The following is a 20917-nucleotide window of genomic DNA, read 5'->3' on the forward strand; positions in this document are numbered from 1 at the left end:
GTACGACGCCGGCCGCCCGGCGTCCACCCGCGGTCGTACGGTGGGTCCGGACCACGGGCTGACGGATCCGGGCGCCGTCCGCGGAAGGCTCCTCACCATGACCACCACCCAGCACCACGCACCCTCCGAGGTCGCGATCGCCGCCACCGCCCGCGGCCTGGCGAAGACCTACGGCCACGACGACCACGTCGTCCACGCCCTGCGCGGCGTCGACCTGACCCTGCCCGCCGGCCGGTTCACCGCGATCATGGGCCCCTCGGGGTCGGGAAAGTCCACCCTCATGCACTGCCTGGCCGGCCTGGACGCCGCCACCGCCGGCGCGGTCACGGTCGCGGGCCGCGACCTCACCGGGATGGACGACACCGCGCTCACCCTCTTCCGCCGCGAGCACATCGGCTTCGTCTTCCAGGCGTTCAACCTGCTGCCGATGCTCACCGCCGGGCAGAACATCCTGCTCCCCCTCGAGCTCTCCGGCCGCCCCGTCGACCGGGCCCGGTACGCCGACGTCGTCGAGGTCCTCGGCCTCGCCGACCGGCTCGGCCACCTGCCCAGCCAGCTCTCCGGCGGCCAGCAGCAGCGGGTCGCGATCGCCCGCGCGCTCGTGACGCGGCCCGACCTGGTCTTCGCCGACGAGCCCACCGGCAACCTCGACAGCGAGGCGAGCGCCGAGGTGCTGGGCCACCTGAGGCGCTCGGTCCGCGAGCTCGGGATGACGGTGGTGATGGTGACCCACGAGCTGGACGCCGCGGCGTACGCCGACGACGTCGTCGTCATCCACGACGGCGCGGTCACCGCGCACCTCGTCGAGCCCGACCAGGACCAGCTCGTCGCCGCACTGCGCCGCCGGGGTCCGGGCCGGTGAACGCGGGGGTGCGCACCGTCCTGCTCGCCTCCCTGAGGCGCCACACCCGCCGCTACGTCGCGGCCGCCGTCGCGGTCGTCATCGGCGTCGCCTTCGTGGTCGTCACCGACGCCCTCTCCCGCGCCACCCGCGACGGACTCACCGCCGACGTCGCGGCGCCGTACGGCGACGCCGGCCTCGTCGTCACCCCCGACACCCAGGAGGAGGCCGACGCCCTGGTCGCGGCCGCCCGCGAGGACGGCACCGCCGTCGCCGCCGAGGGCTACGCCACCGAGCCGGTCTTCGCCGCCGGCGTCCGGCTCTCCCCCTCCGTCCGGGTCCGCGAGGCCGCGACCGACCCGGCGATGCAGTACCTCGAGCTCCTCGACGGCCGCCAGCCCACGCGGGCCGGCGAGGCGCTGGCCGACGCCGGCGACGCGGAGGAGCAGCGCGTCGGGGTCGGGGACGTCCTCGTCGTCGGCTCCGCGGGCGCCGCCACCGAGGTGACGGTCGTCGGGCTGGTCGACGGCCCCGCCTCCGTCGACGCCTCCCTCTACCTGCCCTGGGACGACCTGCGCCGGCTCGAGGAGTCGCTGTGGGTCCAGGCGGTCGCCTGGGGCGGCAGCGACGAGCGGGCGCTCGAGGTGGCGCCGGACGCGACGGTGACGCCCACCGACGAGCACGTCGCGGCCGTGCAGGCCGAGATCGCCCGCGGCGTCGACTACCTCTCCTACATGGCGCTGCTCTTCGTCGCGATCGCGCTCTTCGTGGCCGTCATGGTCATCGCCAACACCTTCTCGATCCTCTTCGCCCAGCGGATGCGCGAGTTCGCGCTGCTCCGCTGCGTCGGGGTGACCAGGCGGCAGCTGCGCCGCTCCGTGCGGCTGGAGGCACTGGTCCTCGGTCTCGTCGCGTCGCTGGCCGGCGTCGCCCTCGGCCTGGTCGGCGGCGTCGCGGTCGTGGCGCTCGTCGGGGTCTGGTTCGACGACATCGGCGCGGTCTCCTTCGGCCCGACGTGGCTGGTGGGGTCGGTCCTGGTCGGGACCGCCGTCACCACCGGCGCCGCCTGGCTGCCGACCCGAGCGGTGACCCGGGTCGCGCCGCTCGCCGCCCTGCGGCCCGACACCGGCGTCGACGTGCGCGACGCCGCGGGACGGCTCCGGGTCGCCTCGGCCGTCCTGCTGCTGCTCGGCGGGACCGCGCTGCTCGCCGCCTGCCTGGCGTCCTCGTCGCTGGGCCTGATGCTGGCCGGCGGGGTCGCCGTCTTCCTCGGCGTGCTGCTGCTCGGCCCGCTCCTGGTGCCGGCCGCCATCCGCCTCGCCGGACGGCTCGCCGGCGACGGCCCCGTCCGACGGCTCGCGACCGGCAACGCGGTGCGCAACCCGCGCCGTACGGCCACCACCGCCGCCTCGCTGCTGGTCGGCGTCACCCTGACCACTGCCGTGCTCACCGGGCTGGCCACCTCCCGCACGACGCTCGCCGACGAGATGGACCTCTCCTACCCCGTCGACGCGGCGGTCTCCGCCCTCGACGCCCCGCTGCCCGACGGCACCGCGGAGCAGGTGGCGGCCGTCGAGGGCGTCACCGAGGTGGTCGAGCTGCGCGGGACGATGGCGACCGTGGCCGGGGTCGAGGTGCCGGTCGCCGAGGTCGACGGCCGGCAGCCCGTGGTCCGGGGCGACCGCGACCTCGCCCCCGCGCAGGGACAGCTGCTGCTGCCCTGGCAGGTCGGCAACGAGGTGGCCGGCAAGGCGCAGCGCCAGCTCGCGCGCGACCAGACCGCCACCGTGGTCGTCGGCGACCGGAGCCTCGAGCTCGAGGTCGTCCACGAGAGCGGCTGGGGCGCCGTCGTGCTCGTCCCGCCCGGGACCCTGGACGCCCTCGAGGCCGCATCGGCGACCGTCGCCGTCTGGGCCAGGGCCGACGACGGCACCGACGCGGGCGACCTCGCCGACGCGCTGGAGTCCCGCGCGGCGGCCGCCGGCGGCGAGCTGGAGGAGGGATTCTCGAACCGCAGCTGGGTCGACCTCCAGGTCGACATCCTCACCGGGGCGGTGGTCGGCCTGCTCGGCGTCGCAGTCCTGATCGCGCTGCTCGGCATCGCCAACACCCTGGGGCTCTCGGTGCTGGAGCGGGGCCGGGAGAACGCCCTGCTCCGCGCGATGGGGCTGACCCGGCAGCAGCTGCAGCGCTCGATGGCCGTGGAGGGGCTCCTGCTCTCCCTCGTGGCCACGGTGCTCGGCACGCTGCTCGGCGTCGCCTTCGCTTGGGTCGGGGCGCGGGTGATGATCTCCGGGGTCGTCGACGAGCTCTCGATGACGCTGCCGGTGGGCCAGCTCCTGCTGGTCGTCGCCGTCGCGGCGCTGGCCGGGCTGGGGGCGTGCGTGGTCCCCGCGCGTCGGGCGGCCCGGGTCGCCCCGGCCGCGGGCCTGGCCCTGGACTGAACGACACACCCGGATCGTGGAGGTTCCGACGTACCTGGTGCGTCGGAACCTCCACGATCGGCCCTACCCTCCTGCCCATGGCGAGGAAGGCGACCGGCGGCACCCCGGCGACCGACGTGCTGACGGCGGCGGGGGTGGCGTTCGAGCTGCGCGCCTACGAGCACGACCCCCGGGCGACGTCGTACGGCGAGGAGGCGGCCGCCGCGCTCGGCGTCGAGCCCGAGCGCGTCTTCAAGACCCTGCTGGTCGACACCGGGAGCGACCGGCCAGCCCTGGCCGTCGGCGTGGTGCCGGTCTCGGGGAAGCTCGACCTCAAGGCGATGGCCACGGCACTGGGGGCCAAGCGGGCCGTGATGGCCGACCCGGCGGTGGCGGCGCGGACCACCGGGTACGTCGTGGGCGGCATCTCACCGCTCGGCCAGCGGACCCTGCTCCCCACCGTGGTCGACGAGACGGCCCAGCTGTTCGACACGGTCCTCGTCTCGGGGGGCCGTCGCGGCCTCGACCTCGAGCTCGCCCCGCACGACCTGGTCGCCCTGCTCGATGCCTCCTACGCCCCGATCGGCCGCTGACCGCCGGGAGGCCACGACCTAGGCTGCTCCGGTGACGAGCACGAACCTCGAGCAGCCCGAGACCGGCGGCATCCTCTCGCCCCCCTACCTCGCCACCACGCTCGCCGCCTTCTCGGTCATCGCGATCGTCGCCTTCGAGTCGCTCGCGGTCACCACCGTGATGCCCGAGGTCGCCCAGGTGCTCGACGGCCAGTCGCTCTACGCCCTCGCCTTCGCGGCCCCGCTGGCCAGCGGCGTCGTCGGGATGGTGCTGGCCGGCATGTGGGCCGACCGGGGCGGACCGGCCCTGCCGCTGGTCGCGGCGCTCAGCGCCCTCTCGGCGGGGCTCATCACCTGCGGGCTCGCCCCCGGGATGGAGGTGCTCGTCGCCGGACGCGTGCTGCAGGGACTCGGCGGGGGCGCGGCGACCGTGGTGCTCTACGTGGTGGTCGGGCTGGTCTACCCCTCCCGCCTGCAGCCGGCGATCTTCGCGAGCTTCGCCGCGGCCTGGGTCCTGCCCTCGCTCTTCGGTCCCTACCTCGCGGCGCTGGTCGCCGACTTCTTCGGCTGGAGGTGGGTCTTCCTCGGCGTCGTGGCGCTGATCGCCGTCGCCCTGGCGGCGATGACGCCCACGCTGCGGTCCGCCCCGGCGGGCAACGAGCACGCCGACGAGGCACCGTCCGGCCGGCTGGCGTGGGCCTTCGTGGCCGCGGCCGCGGCGCTCGGACTCAAGCTGCTGGACGCCTGGCCGTGGCTCGCTGCGGCGTGCCTGGTCGTCGTCCTCGTCGCCCTCTCGCGGCTGCTGCCGGCCGGGACGCTCCGTCTGGCCCGCGGGCTGCCCGCCGTGATCGCCACCCGCGGGCTGATCAGCGCGGGCTTCTCCTGCGCCGAGGCCTACATCGTCTACGTGCTCAAGGAGAAGTGGGGCGTCGCCGCGGCCACCGCCGGCCTGGCGCTGACCGGCGTCGGCCTCTTCTGGGCGGCCGCCTCCCAGCTGCAGGCCCGGATGCCGCATGTCTCGCACACCCGCGCGCTGGTGATCGGGACCTCGGGGGTGCTGGGCGGGATCAGCCTCGTGACGGTCGTGGTCGCGACCGAGGCGCCGGCGCCGCTCGCGATGGCCGCCTACGTGCTGGCGGGCGCGGGGATGGGCTTCGGCTTCCCGCGGCTCGGCGTCGCCACCCTGCAGCACTCCACCGACCGGGACCGCGGCGCCAACACCTCCGCGCTGGCCGCCGCCGACTCGCTCGGCGCGGCCTTGGCGCTGTCGGTCACGGGCGTCGTCTTCACGCAGGCCGAGGGGTCTGCGCTCGACCCGTTCGTCGCCGTCTACCTGGTCGCGGTCCTCTGCGCCGCGGGGGCGCTGCTCGGCGCGAGCCGCACGGCCGTCCCCGACGCCGTCCGCCGCTGAGCGCCTGAGCCGCCCGGGCTCAGGGGGACTGGCCCTCCGGCAGCCGGGCGCACTCCGTCATCGTGCAGGCCACCAGGACGGTGTCCTCGACCTCGTCCAGCACGTGCAGGACCACCCGGCCGTCGGCGGACCACTCGGCGTGCTCGATCGTCTCGTCCCGGTGCGTCCTGAGGCGGACCACCGGTTCCCCCCGCACGGTGCGGACCCGCGCCACCCTCCCGTAGTTGCCGCCCGTCAGCACCGACCGGCCGTCGGAGGAGAACGAGCTCACCGACTCGCAGGTGCGCCACAGCTCCTTGCCGGAGCCGACCTTCGCGACCACGCTGCAGCCGCCGCTGTACTGGTCCTGGTCGTCGGTGCGGCGCGCGTACACCCCGGCGTCGAGCTCGGCGGCGTCGGCGCTCTGGGCGCTGATCCGCTTGTCGCGGTCGGATCGGTAGTTCCACAGGTGGGTGCCGCCGCTCGCCCCGCCGATCCCCCCGAGGAGGACGCGGCGCTCGTCCATGTCGATGGCCCAGACGCCGTCGTCGATCGTGCGCCGCTTCACCACCCTGCCGGTGCGCGCGTCGAGCAGCCTCACCTCGGTGCGGAACCGCACCAGCCTGCTGGTGACCACCGTCCTGCCGTCGGGTGCCATCTGCACCTCGTCGACCCCCTCGGCCACCGTCCGGCGGGTGCCGTCGCGGGCGACCCGCAGCACGTCGGACGCGCCGCCGCGGCGGTAGTGCTGCACGACGTACGTGCGGCCGACGCGCCCGAGGATCCGGACGTCGGCGGGCACGGGGACGCGCACGTCGCCGTCGACCAGGGTGCGGCGGTCCTCCAGGTGCGGCCCGACGAGGGACTCGCCGACCGGCAGGGTCGCGACCAGCGGGAGCTCCACCGTGGGCTCTGCCGGGTCGGCACCGGTCGGGGCGGGCGGGGCGGGCGGGGCGGCGGTCGCGGGTGCGGCGAGCAGCCCGAGCAGGACCGGGGCGGCCAAGGCGGCGACGAGAGGGGCGACCAGGCGGGCGGGGGCACGGCGGCAGCGGCTCATGCCCGGGACGCTACGCGTGGATCGGCGGCTCCGTCTTGTCCCGCACCTCGGCCTCGGACACCCCCGGCGCCAGCTCCACGAGCCGGAGCCCCTCGGGCGTGACGTCCAGGACGCAGAGGTCGGTGATGATCCGCTGCACGACGCCCCGGCCGGTGTAGGGCAGCGAGCACTCCTCGACGATCTTGTGGGAGCCGTCGCGGGCCACGTGCTCCATGAGCACGATGACGCGCTTGGCGCCGTGGACGAGGTCCATCGCCCCGCCCATCCCCTTGACCATCTTGCCGGGGATCATCCAGTTGGCGATGTCGCCGCGGGCCGAGACCTGCATCGCGCCGAGGATCGCGGCGTCGATCTTGCCGCCGCGGATCATCCCGAACGACGTGGCCGAGTCGAAGAACGACGCCCCGCGGCGCAGCGTGACCGTCTCCTTGCCGGCGTTGATCAGGTCGGGGTCCTCCTCGCCCTCCAGCGGGTAGGCGCCGACACCGAGGATCCCGTTCTCCGACTGCAGCACCAGCTCGACGTCGTCGGCGACGTAGTTGGGCACCAGCGTCGGCAGCCCGATGCCGAGGTTGACGTAGGAGCCGTCGGTCAGCTCCGAGGCCGCGCGCGCGGCCATCTGCTCCCGGGTCCAGCCCATCTCAGGCCCCCTCTCCGCGCGGACGCACCGTCCGTCGCTCGATCCGCTTGTCGGCCGCCTGCTCGGGCGTCAGGGCGACCACCCGTTGCACGTAGACGCCGGGGGTGTGCACGTCGTTCGGGTCGATCTCGCCCGGCTCGACCAGGTGCTCCACCTCCGCGATCGTGACCCGGCCGCACATTGCGGCGAGCGGGTTGAAGTTGCGGGCGGAGTCGCGGTAGACGAGGTTGCCGTGCCGGTCGCCCTTCCAGGCGCGGACCAGCCCGAAGTCGGCGACGATCGCCTCCTCCAGCACGTACTCCCGGGTCTCGCCGTGGACCGTGAACTCCCGGGTCTCCTTCGGCGGCGAGGCGACCACGACGTTGCCGGCGTCGTCGTACCGCCACGGCAGGCCGCCCTCGGCGACCTGCGTGCCGCCGCCCGTGGCCGTGAAGAAGGCGGGGATCCCGGAGCCGCCGGCGCGCATCCGCTCCGCGAGCGTCCCCTGCGGGGTCAGCTCGACCTCGAGCTCGCCGGAGAGGTACTGCCGGGCGAACTCCTTGTTCTCCCCGACGTAGGAGGAGACCATCCGGCGCAGCCGCTTCTCGGCCAGCAGCCGGCCCAGGCCCCAGTCGTCGACGCCGCAGTTGTTGGAGACCGCCTCGAGGTCGGTCGTCCCGGCCTCGAGCAGCGCCTCGATCAGCACCGCGGGGATCCCGCAGAGGCCGAAGCCGCCCACCGAGAGGGTCGCCCCGCTCGGGATGTCCGCCACGGCGTCCGCGGCGGACGCCACCACCTTGTCCATCGACTCCTCCTCGCGTCCGGGTGCCCCGATTCAACGGGCGACCGCCGACACCGTCAACGCCCGACCACCCTGCTGACGCCGATCTCTCGCTGACCGGACCCACAGGACCGGTAGCGTTCATCCAGTGGACGCCCGGAACGCGGACAGGACCGCCCCCGCCGACGTGGTCGGCCGCGCCGCCGCCCTGCTGAGGGCCGTCTCGGCGGGCGAGCCGCACGGCGTCGCCACCACGGGGCTGGCGCGCGCCGCCGGCCTGGCCCGCCCCACGGCGCACCGCCTCCTCGTCTCCCTGGCCGAGCAGGGCCTGACCGAGCGCGACCCCGCCACCGGCCGCTGGGTGCTCGGCCCCGAGCTCTACCTGCTGGGCACGGCGGCGGCCGCCCGGTACGACGTCACCACGCTCGCCCAGCCCGTCGTCCGCCGGCTCAGCGTGGCGACGGGCGAGAGCGCCTTCTTCTCCGTGCGCCGCGGCGACGAGACGGTCTGCCTGCTCCGCGAGGACGGCAGCTTCCCGATCCGCTCGCACGTCCTGCACGAGGGGATCCGCTTCCCCCTCGGCGTCGCCTCGGCCGGCCTGGCGATCCTGGCCCACCTGCCCGACCCCGAGGTCGACGCCCACCTGCGTCGCGCCGACCTGGTGCCGGCGTACGGCGCCGCGCACGCCGCCGACCGGGTGCGGGAGCGCGTCGCGGCGACCCGCGCCGACGGCTGGGCCACCAACCCGGGCCTGCTCGTCGAGGGCAGCTGGGGGATGGGGGCGGCGGTCTTCGACGAGCGTGACCGGCCCGCGTGGGCGCTGAGCCTCACAGGGATCGAGCAGCGGTTCGGCGCCGCGCGCCGCCGCGAGCTCGGCGCGCTGCTCCTCGCCGAGGCCCACGCCCTCAGCCGGGCGCTTGGTCGCTGACCCGGCGGGGCAGGGAGGCCACGGCCACCAGCGCGAGGAAGCCGCTGATCATCTTGTCGGCCCACGACGTGACCAGGTTGGCGGCCAGCACGCCCAGCACCGCGCTGCCGGTCGCGACCCGGACGTTGCCGGCGATGCCGTCCGCGGCGTGCCCCACGGAGCCGCCGTGGGCGAGCAGCAGCGGCACGGCGATCGCCGTGCAGACCACCGCGACCGCGAGGTTCAGGACGAGGAACCGGGGCAGGGTCCGGCCCATCCGCCAGCGCCACACGCCGTAGCCCCACACCAGCGCGCCCGCGACGTTGACCAGCGCGAAGGGCGCCGACTCCGCGAACCCGCTGCCGACGGAGCCGACCAGGTTGGTCGCCAGCCCGACGCCGGCCCCCCACCACGGACCCAGCGCGATGGCGGCCGCGGCCGTCCCGACCATGTCGAGGTAGATCGACAGGCCCAGCCCGTCGACGAGCACCCGCCCCAGGAGGTTGGCGGCAAGGCAGGCGAGCAGCACGGGCAGCCGGGCCCGCCGGGTCCAGCGCGACGTCCCCGGGGCGGCCAGCCCCGGCGGGACCACGGCCGGCGGGACCACGGCCGGCGGGACGAGCGCGGGCGACGTCGCCGGCTCCGACGCGAGCGGCTCCGCGGGGGTCTCGGCGGGCTCGGCCGCTGTCTCGGGAGCGGCCGGTCCGGGCGTGCCCCGGCGCGCGGAGCGGCAGGCCTCGGCCCACCAGCGCGCACCCTCGTCCTCGACGCCCAGCGCCCGGACGATCTCGAGCACCAGCCGGGAGTCGACGCGGCGCCGCCCCGTGCGGAAGACGTCGTAGACCGTCGTGCGGGCCAGGCGCGCCTCGCCCTCGCCCATCCCCCGGGCCCGGCGTGCGACCACCACCCGCCGGGCGATCTCGGCGTACGACGGCTCGCCGGCCTCGGCGCGCAGGTCCTGCAACGCGGTGGCGAGGTCGTCGAGGGAGCGCGGCACGGCGCGTTCCACGTCCACGGCGTCCTCCGAGATCCGGTCAGGGTGTCTGGAGGCAGGGTAGGTCGGCACCGCCGGGACGCGCGACGGAACGTCCGGATGCGCACGGCGCGGCCCCGGCAGTCCCCCCGCGGACTGCCGGGACCGGCGGCCGTCCGTCTCGGCGGATCGTAGGCACGGCGGACGGCCGTCCGGGGCCGTTCCACGGGTGTCCGGGGGGCCTCCCGCGCGTTCCCGGACAACCCCGGACAACCCACGCCCGCCTATCCTGCTGACGTGAGCCCATCGAAGGACTGGTCCGGGGTCGACCTGCACGTCGTCACCGGCAAGGGCGGCACCGGCAAGTCGACGGTGGCCGCCGCCCTGGCGCTGGCGCTGGCCTCCTCGGGCCGGCGCGTGCTGCTCTGCGAGGTCGAGGGACGCCAGGGGATCGCCCGGATGTTCGACGTCGACCCGCTGCCCTACGCCGAGACCCGGGTCGCCCGCGGCCTCCCCGACGCCGGGGGCGGCGCCGGCACCGTCCACGCGCTGCACGTCGACCCCGAGTCGGCGCTCCTGGAGTACCTCTCGATGTACTACAAGCTCGGCCGCGCCGGGAAGGCGCTCGACCGTTTCGGCGTGATCGAGTTCGCGACCACGATCGCTCCCGGCGTCCGCGACGTGCTGCTCACCGGCAAGGTCTACGAGGCGGTCCAGCGCAACTCGCGCAGCAAGGGCGCGACCACCTACGACGCCGTGGTCCTCGACGCCCCGCCGACGGGTCGGATCACCCAGTTCCTCAACGTCAACGGCGAGCTCGCGGGGCTCGCCCGGGTGGGCCCGGTGAAGAACCAGGCCGACACGGTGATGACCCTCTTCCGCTCGTCGCGCACCGTCGTCCACCTCGTCACCCTGCTCGAGGAGATGCCGGTCCAGGAGACGGCCGACGGGATCGCCGAGCTCGAGGCCGCCGACCTCCCGGTGGGCGCGGTGGTGGTCAACCTGGTGCGGTCGCGCGACCTCGACGACGAGGCCCTGGACGCCGCGGCCCGCGGCGCCCTCGACACCGAGGAGATCGCCGACGACCTGGTCCGCGCCGGGGTGCTGGGCGAGACCGGCGGGACCGGCGACCGCGAGGACCTCGACGCCCTCGTGGAGGAGCTGGTCGAGGAGGGCCGCGAGCACGCGGAGCGCCGCGACCTCGAGGAGGCCCAGCGCGCGCTGGTCGCCGACCTCGGGCGGCCGACGTACGAGCTACCGCTGCTCGCGGCGGGCGTGGACCTGGGCGGCCTCTACGAGCTGGCCGCCTGCCTCAAGGAGCAGGGGCTGGGCCGATGAGCGAACGTCGCACCCGGGTGGGCCCGCTGGCCGCCCTGCCCACCGACTCCCCCGCCCTGGACGTCGACGCCCTGCTGGACGACCCCTCGATCGGGATCCTGGTCTGCTGCGGCTCGGGCGGCGTCGGCAAGACCACGACGTCAGCGGCCCTGGCGCTGCGGGCCGCCGAGCGCGGCCGGAAGGTCGTCGTACTCACCATCGACCCGGCCCGCCGGCTGGCCCAGGCGATGGGGGTCGAGAAGCTCGACAACACCCCGCGCCCGGTGCCCGAGGTGGCCGGCGAGGGGTCGCTCGACGCGATGATGCTCGACATGAAGCGCACCTTCGACGAGGTGGTGACCAGCCAGGCCACCCCCGAGAAGGCGCGGCAGATACTCGAGAACCCCTTCTACGTCGCCCTCTCCAGCTCGTTCGCGGGCACCCAGGAGTACATGGCGATGGAGAAGCTCGGCCAGATCCACCGGCAGGCCGAGGCCGACGGCTCCTACGACCTCGTCGTCGTCGACACCCCGCCCTCGCGGTCGGCGCTGGACTTCCTCGACGCGCCCGAGCGCCTCTCCAGCTTCCTCGACGGCCGGTTCATCCGGCTGCTCACGGCCCCGGCGCGCGGCCCGGCCCGCCTGATGTCGGCGGGGCTCGGCGTGGTGACCGGAGCGCTCACCAAGATCCTGGGCGCGCAGGTGCTGCGCGACATGCAGGTCTTCGTCGCGGCCTTCGACACGCTCTTCGGCGGCTTCCGGGCGCGGGCGGAGAAGACCTTCGCGCTGCTCCAGGACGACCGTACGGCGTTCCTCGTCGTCGCCGCGCCCGAGGAGGACGCGCTGCGCGAGGCCGCCTACTTCGTGGAGCGCCTCGAGGAGGACGAGATGCCGCTGGCCGGCCTCGTGGTCAACCGGGCGAGCCCGCCGACGAGCACCACGCTCTCGACCGAGGAGGCGACGGCCGCCGCGGACCGGCTGCGGCGCTCGGGACGCCGCAGCGTGACCGCGGGGCTGCTCCGGCTCCACGCCGACCGGCTGGCGATGGCGGCGCGGGAGCGCCACCTGGTGGCGCGCTTCGCGGCCGCCCACCCCGCCGTGCCGGCGGTGGTGGTCCGTGCCCTGCCGACCGACGTGCACGACCTGGAGGGCCTGCGCCGGATCGGCGACCTGCTCGCCGGCGAGGGTGAGGGCTGCTGACGCCCCTCCCCCTGCGCGGCTGCGGGCGTCAGGCGTCGACGGAGGCGGTGAGCGGGGAGGCGGTCTTCGTGTGCGCCTCGCGGGCGCTCTCGAGGACGTTGCGCCAGCTGGCACCCGGGCGGCGGCGCAGCAGGGCGCGGCGCTCACGCTCGGTCATGCCGCCCCAGACGCCCCACTCGATCTGGTTGTCGAGGGCCTCCGCCAGGCACTCGGTGCGGACGGGGCAGCCGTTGCAGAGCTGCTTGGCCTTGTTCTGCTCGGCGCCGCGCACGAACAGCTGGTCGGGGGCTGAATCCCGACAAGCCGCCTTCGACGTCCAGTCCTCGACCCACATGTTCACTCCCAAGATCCTCAATATGCGGGTGGACATCCCCATGAAGTCCACTCACGCTGGTGTGACCCAGAAGCAAAGGTATGGACCAGCACCCTGTGCTGCCCAGACACCTATGGCCCACTTTGAGTAGTCATCTGGGACTAGTCCACCCGGGGACCAGCTGCCGTGCCGTCGTGGTCCACGCGCCGACGCGCCGTCCTCGAGCGCCCGTGGCGGGGGTCCCCGACCACCCCACCGACCGCCCCGTGCGACGAGTACGAGGGTGTCGGACCGCTCCCGTACATTGGTTCCCATGTCGAAGCCTGCACCGGGGTCCGTCGAGGACGACAGCCAGCGCGGCGGCCGCGTCCTCACCCACCTCGGTGTGATGGCCGCCGTCGCCACCGTGATCGGCGTGCTCGCCGCCGGCCTGGCCCTGCCCTTCGCCGCCGTGCTGGGTGCCGCCAGCGAGGACGTCTCCAAGGGGATCGACGAGCTGCCCGCCGAGCTCGAGGCCAAGCCGCTGGCCCAGCGCACCTCGGTCTACGACGCCGACGGCAACCTGATCGCCTCCCTCTTCGACGAGAACCGGATCACCGTCGGGCTGGACCAGATCTCGCGCAAGATGGTCGAGGCGATCGTCGCGATCGAGGACTACCGCTACTTCGAGCACGGCGCCCTCGACCTCAAGGGCACGCTCCGGGCGCTGATCACCAACCAGGCCAGCAGCGGCGTGGTCCAGGGCGGCTCCTCGATCACCCAGCAGATGGTCAAGCTGACGCTCGTCGACCAGGCGGAGGACGAGGAGGAGGCCGAGGCGGCCACCGACGAGACCTACGCCCGCAAGTTCAAGGAGCTGCGCTACGCCATCGCCTTCGAGCAGAACTACTCCAAGGAGTGGATCCTCGAGCGGTACCTCAACATCGCCTACTTCGGCGACGGCGCCTACGGGATCCAGTCCGCCGCCAAGCACTTCTTCAACAAGAACGCGAAGCAGCTCAACCTCAAGCAGGCCGCGACGCTCGCCGGGCTGGTGAAGAACCCCACCGGCTACGACCCGACCAACTACCCCGAGCGCGCCCTGGCGCGGCGCAACGTGGTCCTGGACCGGATGGCCGAGCTCAACGTCATCGACGACGAGAAGGCGGAGAAGCTCAAGGGCCAGAAGCTGGGCCTCAAGGTCAAGAAGCAGTCCAACGGCTGCGTGAACTCGCCCGCGCCGTTCTACTGCGACTACGTCATCAAGTACCTGCTCGAGGACCGTTCGCTCGGCAAGACCAAGAAGGACCGCGAGCGGCTGCTCTGGTCGGGCGGCCTGACGATCCGGACCACCCTCGACCTCGACTTCCAGAAGGCCGCCGACGACTCGGTCCGCAGCCACGTCTACCCCACCGACGACGCGATCGGCGGGCTGGCGATGATCGAGCCGCGCACCGGCAACGTGAAGGCGCTGGCGCAGTCGCGACCGATGGGCAGCAACAAGAAGGCGGGCCAGACCTACCTCAACTACGTGGTCCCCGAGGAGTACGGCGACTCCCGCGGCTTCCAGGCCGGCTCGACGTTCAAGCCCTTCGTGCTCGCCGCGGCGCTCAAGCAGGGCGAGATCTCGATGACCCAGACCTTCAACTCGCCCGAGTCGATGACCTTCCGGCGCGAGGACTTCATCGACTGCGACGGCGCTCCCTACGACTACGGCGAGTGGACCGTCGGCAACTCGACCACCTCGGGCGCCAAGAACATGTACACCGGCACCCGGGAGTCGGTGAACACCTACTACGTGCAGCTGATCCGCGAGACCGGCATCTGCGAGCCCTTCAACCTCGCCAAGAAGATGGGCGTCAGACTCACCAACCCCGAGGGCGACGCGAACGGCTTCGGCGCCGAGCGGGTGGCCTCCTTCGTGCTGGGCATCCCCAGCACCAGCCCCCTGGAGATGGCCGAGGCCTACGCCACCTTCGCCGGCCGCGGACTGCACTGCGACGCCCGCCCGGTCACCGCCATCGAGGACGCGCAGGGCAACCTGCTCAAGGAGTACCCGCAGCAGTGCGAGCAGGTCCTGCCCGGGGCCGTGGCCGACGCCGTCAACGACGTGCTGCGCGGGGTGGTCGAGCCCGGCGGCTTCGGCGCCGCACTCACCCCCGGCCAGCCGGCGGCGGGCAAGACCGGCACGATCAACAGCAACATGGCGGTCTGGTTCGTGGGCTACACCCCCAACATGGCGGCCGCGGCAATGATCGCCGGCGCCAACGACGTGGGCCACTGGGTCACCCTCAACGGCCAGGTCGTCGGCGGCAGCTACATCGGGTCGGCGTCCGGCTCCAGCGACGCCGGCCCGATCTGGGGCGACGCGATGCGCACGGTCGCCCCGGAGCTGGCCGACGAGGACTTCCAGCGTCCCGACTCCACCCAGATCGTCGGCGTGCTCACCCCGGTCCCCGACGTGGTCGGCCAGTCCATGGCCGACGCCGAGGCCAACCTGCGTGCCGCCGGGTTCAACCCGGTCCAGGGCGACTACGTCAACTCCGAGCTGCCCGCCGGCACGGTCGCGGCGACCTCGCCGGCCCCCGGGGCCCAGCTCAGCGGCGGCGACACGGTCGTGATGAACCCGTCGACGGGCTACGTCCCCGAGCCCCCGCGCCGCAAGGGCAAGGGCAAGGGTCGGAAGGGGCGCGGCCGGGGCTGACGCCCGGACGCCGCCCGGCGGGCGCCGTCAGCCGAGCTGACGGCGCACCTCGGCGGCGACCACGCCGCCGTCGGCCCGGCCCTTGACGCGCGGCTGCAGCACGCCCATGACACGACCCATCGCCTTCATCCCGTCGGCGGCCGCCCCGGTCTCGGCGATCGCCTCGGCGACCAGCGCGGCCACCTCCTCGTCGGTGAGCTGCTCGGGCAGGTAGTCGGCGAGCACCTCGGCCTCGGCCCGCTCCTTGGCGGCCTGCTCCTCGCGGCCGCCGTCGGCGAACGCCACGGCCGCCTCGCGCCGCTTCTTCGCCTCGCTGCCCAGCACGCCGATCACGTCCTCGTCGGTGAGCTCCCGGTGTGCCTTGCCCGCGACCTCCGCGTTGGTGATGGCGGTCAGCACCATCCGCAGGGTGCTGGCGCGCAGCTCGTCGCGCGCCTTCATGGCGGTGGTGAGGTCGGAACGGAGTCGGTCCTTCAGGCTGCTCATGGGTCCAGTGTGGCAGCCTTGAGCGGTGACCCCCAGCGAGCTCCTCTCCCGCACCGCGGCCCTCGGGCTCGTCGCCGGCGCCGGCCTCGCGTCGTACGCCGCGTGGGAGGCCCGGCAGTACACGCTGCGGCGCGCCGAGGTCCCGCTGCTGCCGCCGGGCCACCGGCCGCTGCGCGTGCTGCACCTCTCCGACATCCACCTCGCCCCCGACCAGCGCGCCAAGCGCGAGTGGCTCGCGTCGCTGGCCGCCCTCGAGCCCGACCTCGTCGTCGACACCGGGGACAACCTCGCGCACCTGCACGCGGTGCCGGTGCTGCTGGAGGCGCTCGGAGGGCTGCTGGACGTCCCCGGGGCCTACGTCCTGGGCTCCAACGACTACTTCTCCCCCAGCATGCGCAACCCGCTGCGCTACCTGCTCCCCGACGACGGGCAGCGGCACACCCGGGTGCCCCAGCTGCCCTGGCCGGAGATGAAGGCGGCCTTCGACGCCGCCGGTTGGCTCGACCTCACCAACGGCTTCGGGAGCCTCCAGGTGGGCGACACCCGGATCGCCTTCACCGGCGTCGACGACCCGCACCTGGGGTACGACGACCTCGCCCGCGTCGCCGGGCCGGCCGACCCCGACGCCGACCTGCGGCTGGCGGTCTGCCACGCCCCCTACCTGCGGGTGCTCGACCAGTTCGCCGCCGACGGCTACGACGCGATCATCGCCGGCCACACCCACGGCGGGCAGGTCTGCCTGCCCGGAGGCCGGGCGCTCACCACCAACTGCGACCTCGAGCCGGCCCGGGCCCGGGGCCTGCACCGGCACCCGGCGGGTTCCAGCGACGGCGAGCCCGGCTCGGCCTGGCTGCACGTCTCGGCGGGGCTGGGCACCAACCCCTACGTACGGTTCCGGGTCGCCTGCCGCCCGGAGGCCACGCTGCTCACCCTGGTGCCGCGCGCCTGAGGCCCGGTGCCCGTCCTCCCCGCCCACGGGCGGACCCGATTTCGGGACGCCACACCCGCTCCGCTATGCTCGCGTTGCTCGTGAGCAGCGCCGTGCCCCGCACGTCGACGCCCACGATCGGGCTGTGGCGCAGCTTGGTAGCGCGCCTCGTTCGGGACGAGGAGGCCGCAGGTTCAAATCCTGTCAGCCCGACCAGTTGAATCCCGGCACGACGAGCTCCCGGATCCCAGGTGGGTCCGGGAGCTCTCTGCTTCCCGGGCTCGCCCGCCCACGGCGGCCCGGAACGACGCGGGCCCGCCGACGCCGCGTGGTGACGGCGTACGACGGGCCCGGGGCCGCTCGGGTCAGCGGGCGGCGGCGACGATCTCGGCGAGCTGGACGGTGTTGAGGGCCGCCCCCTTGCGCAGGTTGTCGTTGCTGACGAAGAGCGCCAGGCCACGGTGGCCGTCGACGCCCTCGTCCTGCCGGATCCGGCCGACGTAGGACGGGTCCTGGCCGGCCGCCTTGCGCGGCGTGGGGATCTCCTCGAGGACGACGCCCGGGGCGTCCGCGAGCAGCTTGCGCGCCGACTCCGGGGTCATCTCCTCGGCGAACTCGGCGTTGATCGCGAGCGAGTGCCCGGTGAAGACCGGCACCCGCACGCAGATGCCGGAGACCTTGAGGTCGGGCAGGCCGAGGATCTTGCGCGACTCGTTGCGAAGCTTCTGCTCCTCGTCGGTCTCGTTGAGCCCGTCGTCGACGACCGAACCGGCCAGCGGGAGCACGTTGTAGGCGATCGGCTCGACGTACGGCGCGGGGTCGCCCGCCTCGACGGCGGCGCCGTCGTAGGCCAGCCCGCGGGCGTCGCCGGCGCGCTCGACCCCGCCGGCCAGCGCCTCGACGCCGGCCACGCCGGAGCCCGAGACGGCCTGGTAGGTCGAGACGACCAGCCGCCGGAGCCCGGCGGCGTCGTGGAGCACCTTGAGGACCGGCATCGCGGCCATCGTGGTGCAGTTGGGGTTGGCCACGATGCCGCGCCCGGCGGCGATCACGGAGTCCATCGCCTCGGGGTTGACCTCGGAGACGACCAGCGGGATGTCGGGGTCCTTGCGGAACGCCGAGGAGTTGTCGATGACGATGACGCCGGCGTCGACGAACCGCTGCGCCTGCGCCCGGGAGGTCGTCGCACCGGCCGAGAAGAGGGCGATGTCGAGCCCGCTCGGGTCGGCGGTGGCCGCGTCCTCGACGACGACGTCCTCGCCGCGGAACGGCAGCACCTTGCCCGCGGAGCGCGCGGAGGCGAAGAACCGGATCGAGGTGAGCGGGAAGTCCCGCTCCTCGAGGATCTGGCGCATGGCGACGCCGACCTGGCCGGTGGCGCCCACGATCCCGATGCTGGTCATCGCCCGGACCCCCCGTAGACGACCGCCTCGACCTCGTCGGCGTCCAGGTCGAAGGCCGTGTGGGTGGCCCGCACGGCCTCGTCCACGTCGTCCTCGGAGACCACGACGGAGATCCGGATCTCGGAGGTGGAGATCATGTCGATGTTGACACCGGCGCCCGCGAGCGAGCCGAAGAACTTCGAGGTGATCCCCGGGTGCGAACGCATGCCCGCGCCGATCAGGGAGATCTTGCCGATGTGGTCGTCGTAGAGCAGCTTCTCGTAGCCCACCTCGGCCTGGATCCGCGCGAGCGCCGCCATCGCCGTCTGCCCGTCGGTGCGCGGCAGGGTGAAGGAGATGTCGGTCAGCCCGGTCGCCACGGCGGAGACGTTCTGCACGATCATGTCGAGGTTGGTCTGGGCCTCGGCCAGCGCCTCGAAGATGCGGGCGGCCTCGCCCACCTTGTCGGGGACGCCGACCACGGTGATCTTGGCCTCGGAGCGGTCGTGCGCGACCCCCGCGATGATGGGCTGTTCCATGGTGCCTCCCTCACTGGGGTCGTCCACGACCCAGGTGCCTTGCAGTTGGCTGAACGACGAACGGACGTGGATCGGGATGCCGTAGCGACGGCCGTACTCGACGCAGCGCAGGTGGAGGATCTTGGCGCCGGCGGCGGCCAGCTCCAGCATCTCCTCGTAGGCGACCTTGTCGAGCTTGCGGGCGGCCGGCACGATCCGCGGGTCGGCGGTGAAGACCCCGTCGACGTCGGTGTAGATCTCGCAGACGTCGGCCCGGAGCGCGGCAGCCAGGGCGACGGCGGTCGTGTCGGTGCCGCCGCGGCCCAGGGTGGTGATCTCCTTGGTGTCGGCGCTGACGCCCTGGAAACCCGCCACGATGACGATGTGGCCCTCGCCGAGCGCCTCGGTGATCCGGCCCGGCGTGACGTCGATGATCTTGGCCTTGCCGTGCACGGCATCGGTGATCACGCCCGCCTGGGACCCGGTGAAGGAGCGCGCGGTGTGGCCGAGGTCGGAGATCGCCATCGCGACCAGCGCCATCGAGATCCGCTCGCCGGCGGTGAGCAGCATGTCCATCTCGCGGGCCGGCGGCAGCGGCGAGACCTCGTTGGCGAGGTCGAGCAGCTCGTCGGTGCTGTCACCCATCGCGGAGACGGCGACCACGACGTCGTTGCCGGCCTTCTTGGTCTCCACGATCCGACGGGCGACGCGCTTGATCGCGTCGGCGTCGGCGAGCGAGGAGCCGCCGTACTTCTGCACGACAATGCCCACGCTGACAACCCCTTGCTCGATCGACTCACTGGTCCCAGTGCCGCCCGTGCGGCCGCACTGCTGGTCGGCTGCGCCGACCAGCTACCGAGTCTAACTTCCGCCCTCGGCGTCGAGACCCAACATCTCATTCGCCGCGGCCACCCGCTCCTCCTCGCCGGTGAACTCCGCGTCGAGCCGGTCGTGGTGGACCACGGACCACAGCGCGTTGAGCGCCGCGCCCGCCAGGTTGCCCCACGAGGAGACGTAGGAGAACTGCCACCACCACAGGGCCTCGGCCACGTCGCCCGCGCGGTGGTGGCGCAGCCCGTTGGCCAGGTCGGTGGCGATGCTGGCGAGGTCGTCGGACAGCTGGCTCTCGACCACCTCGGGACGGTAGGGGTCGTCGACGTAGCTGTAGGTGTCGACCGCGTCGAGGGTCCGGGCCAGCCGCAGGCGCAGCCGGTCGAGGTCGGGATCGGGGCCGACGTCGGGCTGGTACTCGGACCCGGGCCGGAAGTCGACCTGGGCGCCCAGCCGCGCGCCGGCCAGCGAGATCTGGGCCACCTCGAGCAGCAGCAGGGGCACCGCCCGCCCACCCTCGTCCTCGGAGGCCACGGCCCGGAGCACCAGGAGGAACGACTCGACCTGGTCGGCGATCTGGCCGGCCAACTCCTCGAGGTCGGCTTCGAGGGGACGGACGCCCACGGCTCGCCCCTCGGGCACCCGGTCAGTCATCGGCCGACCGCCGTCCGGCGAAAGCCCGGCCCAGCGTGACCTCGTCGGCGTACTCCAGGTCGCCGCCCACCGGCAGGCCGCTGGCGAGGCGGGTGACCCGCAGCCCCATGGGCTTGAGCATCCGGGTCAGGTAGGTCGCCGTCGCCTCCCCCTCGAGGTTGGGGTCGGTGGCGAGGATGACCTCGGTGACCGTGCCGTCGGCCAGCCGGACCATGAGCTCGCGGATCCGCAGCTGGTCGGGGCCGATGCCGTCGATGGGCGAGATCGCGCCGCCGAGGACGTGGTAGCGGCCACGGAACTCCCGGGTCCGCTCGATCGCCACGACGTCCTTGTACTCCTCGACGCAGCACAGCACCGTCGGGTCGCGCCGGGGGTCCCGGCAGATCCGGCACTGCTCGTCCTCGGAGACGTTGAAGCAGACCGAGCAGAACTTCACCCGGGCCTTCACCTCGATCAGGACGTCGGCGAGCCGGCGCACGTCGGCGGGGTCCGCCTGGAGCAGGTGGAACGCGATGCGCTGCGCGCTCTTGGGACCGACGCCCGGCAGCCGGCCGAGCTCGTCGATGAGGTCCTGGACGACGCCTTCGTACAAGTCGGGTCAGCCCAGTCCGGGAAGGCCGCCGCCGGCGAGGGGGCCCAGCGCCTGGCCGGCGATGGCGTCCGCCTTCGCCTTGGCGTCGCGGTAGGCGGCGACGATCATGTCGCCGAGGTCCTCGAGCTCGTCGGGCTCGTTGCCGTCGAACTCGCCGGCCTTGACCGCCACGCCGACCAGCTCGCCGGCGCCGTTGAGGGTGACCGTCACGGCCCCGCCGGCGACCGTGCCGTCGACCCGGACCTCCTGCAGCTTCTCCTGGGCAGAGGCGAGCTGCTCCTGCATCTGCTGGGCCTGGGCGAGCAGGGCGTTCATGTCGAAGCCGCCGGCTCCACCGAGCGCGTCGAAGGGGTTCTGGGTCATCTGCGGGTCCTCGTTCCTGGCTGGCCGGACTGGCTTGACTGGCTTGACTGGATGGACTGGTGGGGCTTGATGGACTGGTGGGGCTTGC

The 20917-nt window shown here is 73.8% G+C and carries 20 protein-coding genes and 1 tRNA gene; 10 read left to right on the plus strand and 11 right to left on the minus strand.

Annotated features, from left to right (window positions below):
* The first annotated feature begins 97 nt into the window (after window positions 1-97).
* From DNK53_RS01935 to DNK53_RS01950, 4 genes are all read left to right on the plus strand, one after another.
* Window positions 98-862 (plus strand): ABC transporter ATP-binding protein, encoded by a 765-nt coding sequence (locus tag DNK53_RS01935; RefSeq protein ID WP_110180614.1) that lies wholly within the window; start codon window positions 98-100, stop codon window positions 860-862.
* Window positions 859-3285 carry an FtsX-like permease family protein gene (locus DNK53_RS01940; RefSeq protein ID WP_110180615.1) on the plus strand — a complete coding sequence of 809 codons (2427 nt, stop codon included), beginning with the start codon at window positions 859-861 and terminating at the stop codon, window positions 3283-3285. The genes DNK53_RS01935 and DNK53_RS01940 overlap by 4 nt, the downstream gene beginning before the upstream one ends.
* A 77-nt stretch (window positions 3286-3362) precedes the next feature.
* Window positions 3363-3857 (plus strand): Cys-tRNA(Pro) deacylase, encoded by a 495-nt coding sequence (gene ybaK / locus DNK53_RS01945; protein WP_110180616.1) that lies wholly within the window; start codon window positions 3363-3365, stop codon window positions 3855-3857.
* Window positions 3858-3888: 31 nt separating this feature from the next.
* A complete protein-coding gene (locus tag DNK53_RS01950; protein WP_110180617.1) occupies window positions 3889-5247 on the plus strand; it encodes an MFS transporter in 1359 nt (452 codons plus the stop codon).
* A gap of 19 nt (window positions 5248-5266) precedes the next feature.
* Here DNK53_RS01950 and DNK53_RS01955 read toward each other — a convergent pair whose 3' ends face one another.
* The 3 genes from DNK53_RS01955 to DNK53_RS01965 are packed head-to-tail and all read right to left on the minus strand — an operon-like array spanning window position 5267 to window position 7707.
* Complete coding sequence (locus tag DNK53_RS01955; protein WP_110180618.1) at window positions 5267-6283, minus strand: hypothetical protein; 1017 nt, start codon at window positions 6281-6283, stop codon at window positions 5267-5269.
* 10 nt (window positions 6284-6293) lie between these two features.
* A complete protein-coding gene (locus DNK53_RS01960) occupies window positions 6294-6923 on the minus strand; it encodes a CoA transferase subunit B (protein ID WP_110180619.1) in 630 nt (209 codons plus the stop codon).
* 1 nt (window position 6924) lies between these two features.
* The gene (locus tag DNK53_RS01965) at window positions 6925-7707 is read right to left on the minus strand and encodes a CoA transferase subunit A (protein WP_110180620.1); all 783 of its coding nucleotides are present in this window, start codon (window positions 7705-7707) and stop codon (window positions 6925-6927) included.
* Window positions 7708-7831: 124 nt separating this feature from the next.
* Here DNK53_RS01965 and DNK53_RS01970 point away from each other — a divergent pair, with 124 nt between their 5' ends.
* Complete coding sequence (locus DNK53_RS01970; protein WP_204163708.1) at window positions 7832-8611, plus strand: IclR family transcriptional regulator; 780 nt, start codon at window positions 7832-7834, stop codon at window positions 8609-8611.
* Here DNK53_RS01970 and DNK53_RS01975 read toward each other — a convergent pair.
* The gene (locus tag DNK53_RS01975) at window positions 8589-9605 is read right to left on the minus strand and encodes an ECF transporter S component family protein (protein ID WP_110180621.1); all 1017 of its coding nucleotides are present in this window, start codon (window positions 9603-9605) and stop codon (window positions 8589-8591) included. The genes DNK53_RS01970 and DNK53_RS01975 overlap by 23 nt on opposite strands.
* Before the next feature lie 255 nt (window positions 9606-9860).
* On the opposite strand from DNK53_RS01975, the gene bagA reads away from it, so the two are divergent.
* A complete protein-coding gene (gene bagA / locus DNK53_RS01980; RefSeq protein WP_204163709.1) occupies window positions 9861-10901 on the plus strand; it encodes an ATPase BagA in 1041 nt (346 codons plus the stop codon).
* Window positions 10898-12079 carry an ArsA family ATPase gene (bagB, locus tag DNK53_RS01985; RefSeq protein WP_110180622.1) on the plus strand — a complete coding sequence of 394 codons (1182 nt, stop codon included), beginning with the start codon at window positions 10898-10900 and terminating at the stop codon, window positions 12077-12079. The genes bagA and bagB overlap by 4 nt, the downstream gene beginning before the upstream one ends.
* Before the next feature lie 28 nt (window positions 12080-12107).
* Here the strand turns inward: bagB and DNK53_RS01990 are convergent, their stop codons facing one another.
* Window positions 12108-12413 (minus strand): WhiB family transcriptional regulator, encoded by a 306-nt coding sequence (locus DNK53_RS01990; RefSeq protein WP_110180623.1) that lies wholly within the window; start codon window positions 12411-12413, stop codon window positions 12108-12110.
* Window positions 12414-12705: 292 nt separating this feature from the next.
* On the opposite strand from DNK53_RS01990, the gene DNK53_RS01995 reads away from it, so the two are divergent.
* Window positions 12706-15075 carry a transglycosylase domain-containing protein gene (locus DNK53_RS01995; protein WP_162599712.1) on the plus strand — a complete coding sequence of 790 codons (2370 nt, stop codon included), beginning with the start codon at window positions 12706-12708 and terminating at the stop codon, window positions 15073-15075.
* A 27-nt stretch (window positions 15076-15102) separates the two neighbouring features.
* On the opposite strand, the gene DNK53_RS02000 is transcribed toward DNK53_RS01995, so the two are convergent.
* Window positions 15103-15561, minus strand: a complete 459-nt coding sequence (locus DNK53_RS02000) for a GatB/YqeY domain-containing protein (RefSeq protein WP_110180624.1) — start codon at window positions 15559-15561, stop codon at window positions 15103-15105.
* A 25-nt stretch (window positions 15562-15586) separates the two neighbouring features.
* Here DNK53_RS02000 and DNK53_RS02005 point away from each other — a divergent pair, with 25 nt between their 5' ends.
* Together DNK53_RS02005 and DNK53_RS02010 are read left to right on the plus strand one after the other, a co-directional pair.
* On the plus strand, window positions 15587-16510 hold the full coding sequence (locus DNK53_RS02005) for a metallophosphoesterase (protein ID WP_110180625.1): 924 nt from the start codon (window positions 15587-15589) through the stop codon (window positions 16508-16510).
* Window positions 16511-16628: 118 nt separating this feature from the next.
* Window positions 16629-16705: transfer RNA gene (locus DNK53_RS02010), tRNA-Pro, on the plus strand.
* A 149-nt stretch (window positions 16706-16854) separates the two neighbouring features.
* Here DNK53_RS02010 and DNK53_RS02015 read toward each other — a convergent pair.
* The 5 genes from DNK53_RS02015 to DNK53_RS02035 form a co-directional block, all read right to left on the minus strand.
* Window positions 16855-17892 (minus strand): aspartate-semialdehyde dehydrogenase, encoded by a 1038-nt coding sequence (locus DNK53_RS02015; RefSeq protein ID WP_110180626.1) that lies wholly within the window; start codon window positions 17890-17892, stop codon window positions 16855-16857.
* Window positions 17889-19160, minus strand: a complete 1272-nt coding sequence (locus DNK53_RS02020) for an aspartate kinase (RefSeq protein ID WP_110180627.1) — start codon at window positions 19158-19160, stop codon at window positions 17889-17891. Before DNK53_RS02020 ends, DNK53_RS02015 begins: the two co-directional genes overlap by 4 nt.
* 90 nt (window positions 19161-19250) lie before the next feature.
* On the minus strand, window positions 19251-19844 hold the full coding sequence (locus DNK53_RS02025) for a DUF5063 domain-containing protein (protein WP_239456322.1): 594 nt from the start codon (window positions 19842-19844) through the stop codon (window positions 19251-19253).
* 22 nt (window positions 19845-19866) lie between these two features.
* Window positions 19867-20466 (minus strand): recombination mediator RecR, encoded by a 600-nt coding sequence (recR, locus tag DNK53_RS02030; protein WP_110180629.1) that lies wholly within the window; start codon window positions 20464-20466, stop codon window positions 19867-19869.
* Window positions 20467-20472: 6 nt separating this feature from the next.
* Window positions 20473-20829, minus strand: coding sequence for a YbaB/EbfC family nucleoid-associated protein (locus tag DNK53_RS02035; RefSeq protein WP_110180630.1), 357 nt, complete (start codon window positions 20827-20829; stop codon window positions 20473-20475).
* Window positions 20830-20917 lie beyond the last annotated feature (88 nt).

This window comes from Nocardioides solisilvae, assembly GCF_003194625.1.
GTDB lineage: Bacteria > Actinomycetota > Actinomycetes > Propionibacteriales > Nocardioidaceae > Nocardioides > Nocardioides solisilvae.

Bases quoted from the DNA above. Each gene is read 5' to 3' on its own strand.
- DNK53_RS01935 (WP_110180614.1), top strand. From the start codon at position 98: ATGACCACCACCCAGCACCACGCACCCTCCGAGGTCGCGATCGCCGCC.
- ybaK (WP_110180616.1), top strand. From the start codon at position 3,363: ATGGCGAGGAAGGCGACCGGCGGCACCCCGGCGACCGACGTGCTGACG.
- DNK53_RS01955 (WP_110180618.1), bottom strand. From the start codon at position 6,283: ATGAGCCGCTGCCGCCGTGCCCCCGCCCGCCTGGTCGCCCCTCTCGTC.
- DNK53_RS01960 (WP_110180619.1), bottom strand. From the start codon at position 6,923: ATGGGCTGGACCCGGGAGCAGATGGCCGCGCGCGCGGCCTCGGAGCTG.
- DNK53_RS01965 (WP_110180620.1), bottom strand. From the start codon at position 7,707: ATGGACAAGGTGGTGGCGTCCGCCGCGGACGCCGTGGCGGACATCCCG.
- bagB (WP_110180622.1), top strand. From the start codon at position 10,898: ATGAGCGAACGTCGCACCCGGGTGGGCCCGCTGGCCGCCCTGCCCACC.
- DNK53_RS01990 (WP_110180623.1), bottom strand. From the start codon at position 12,413: ATGTGGGTCGAGGACTGGACGTCGAAGGCGGCTTGTCGGGATTCAGCC.
- DNK53_RS01995 (WP_162599712.1), top strand. From the start codon at position 12,706: ATGTCGAAGCCTGCACCGGGGTCCGTCGAGGACGACAGCCAGCGCGGC.
- DNK53_RS02000 (WP_110180624.1), bottom strand. From the start codon at position 15,561: ATGAGCAGCCTGAAGGACCGACTCCGTTCCGACCTCACCACCGCCATG.
- DNK53_RS02015 (WP_110180626.1), bottom strand. From the start codon at position 17,892: ATGACCAGCATCGGGATCGTGGGCGCCACCGGCCAGGTCGGCGTCGCC.
- DNK53_RS02035 (WP_110180630.1), bottom strand. From the start codon at position 20,829: ATGACCCAGAACCCCTTCGACGCGCTCGGTGGAGCCGGCGGCTTCGAC.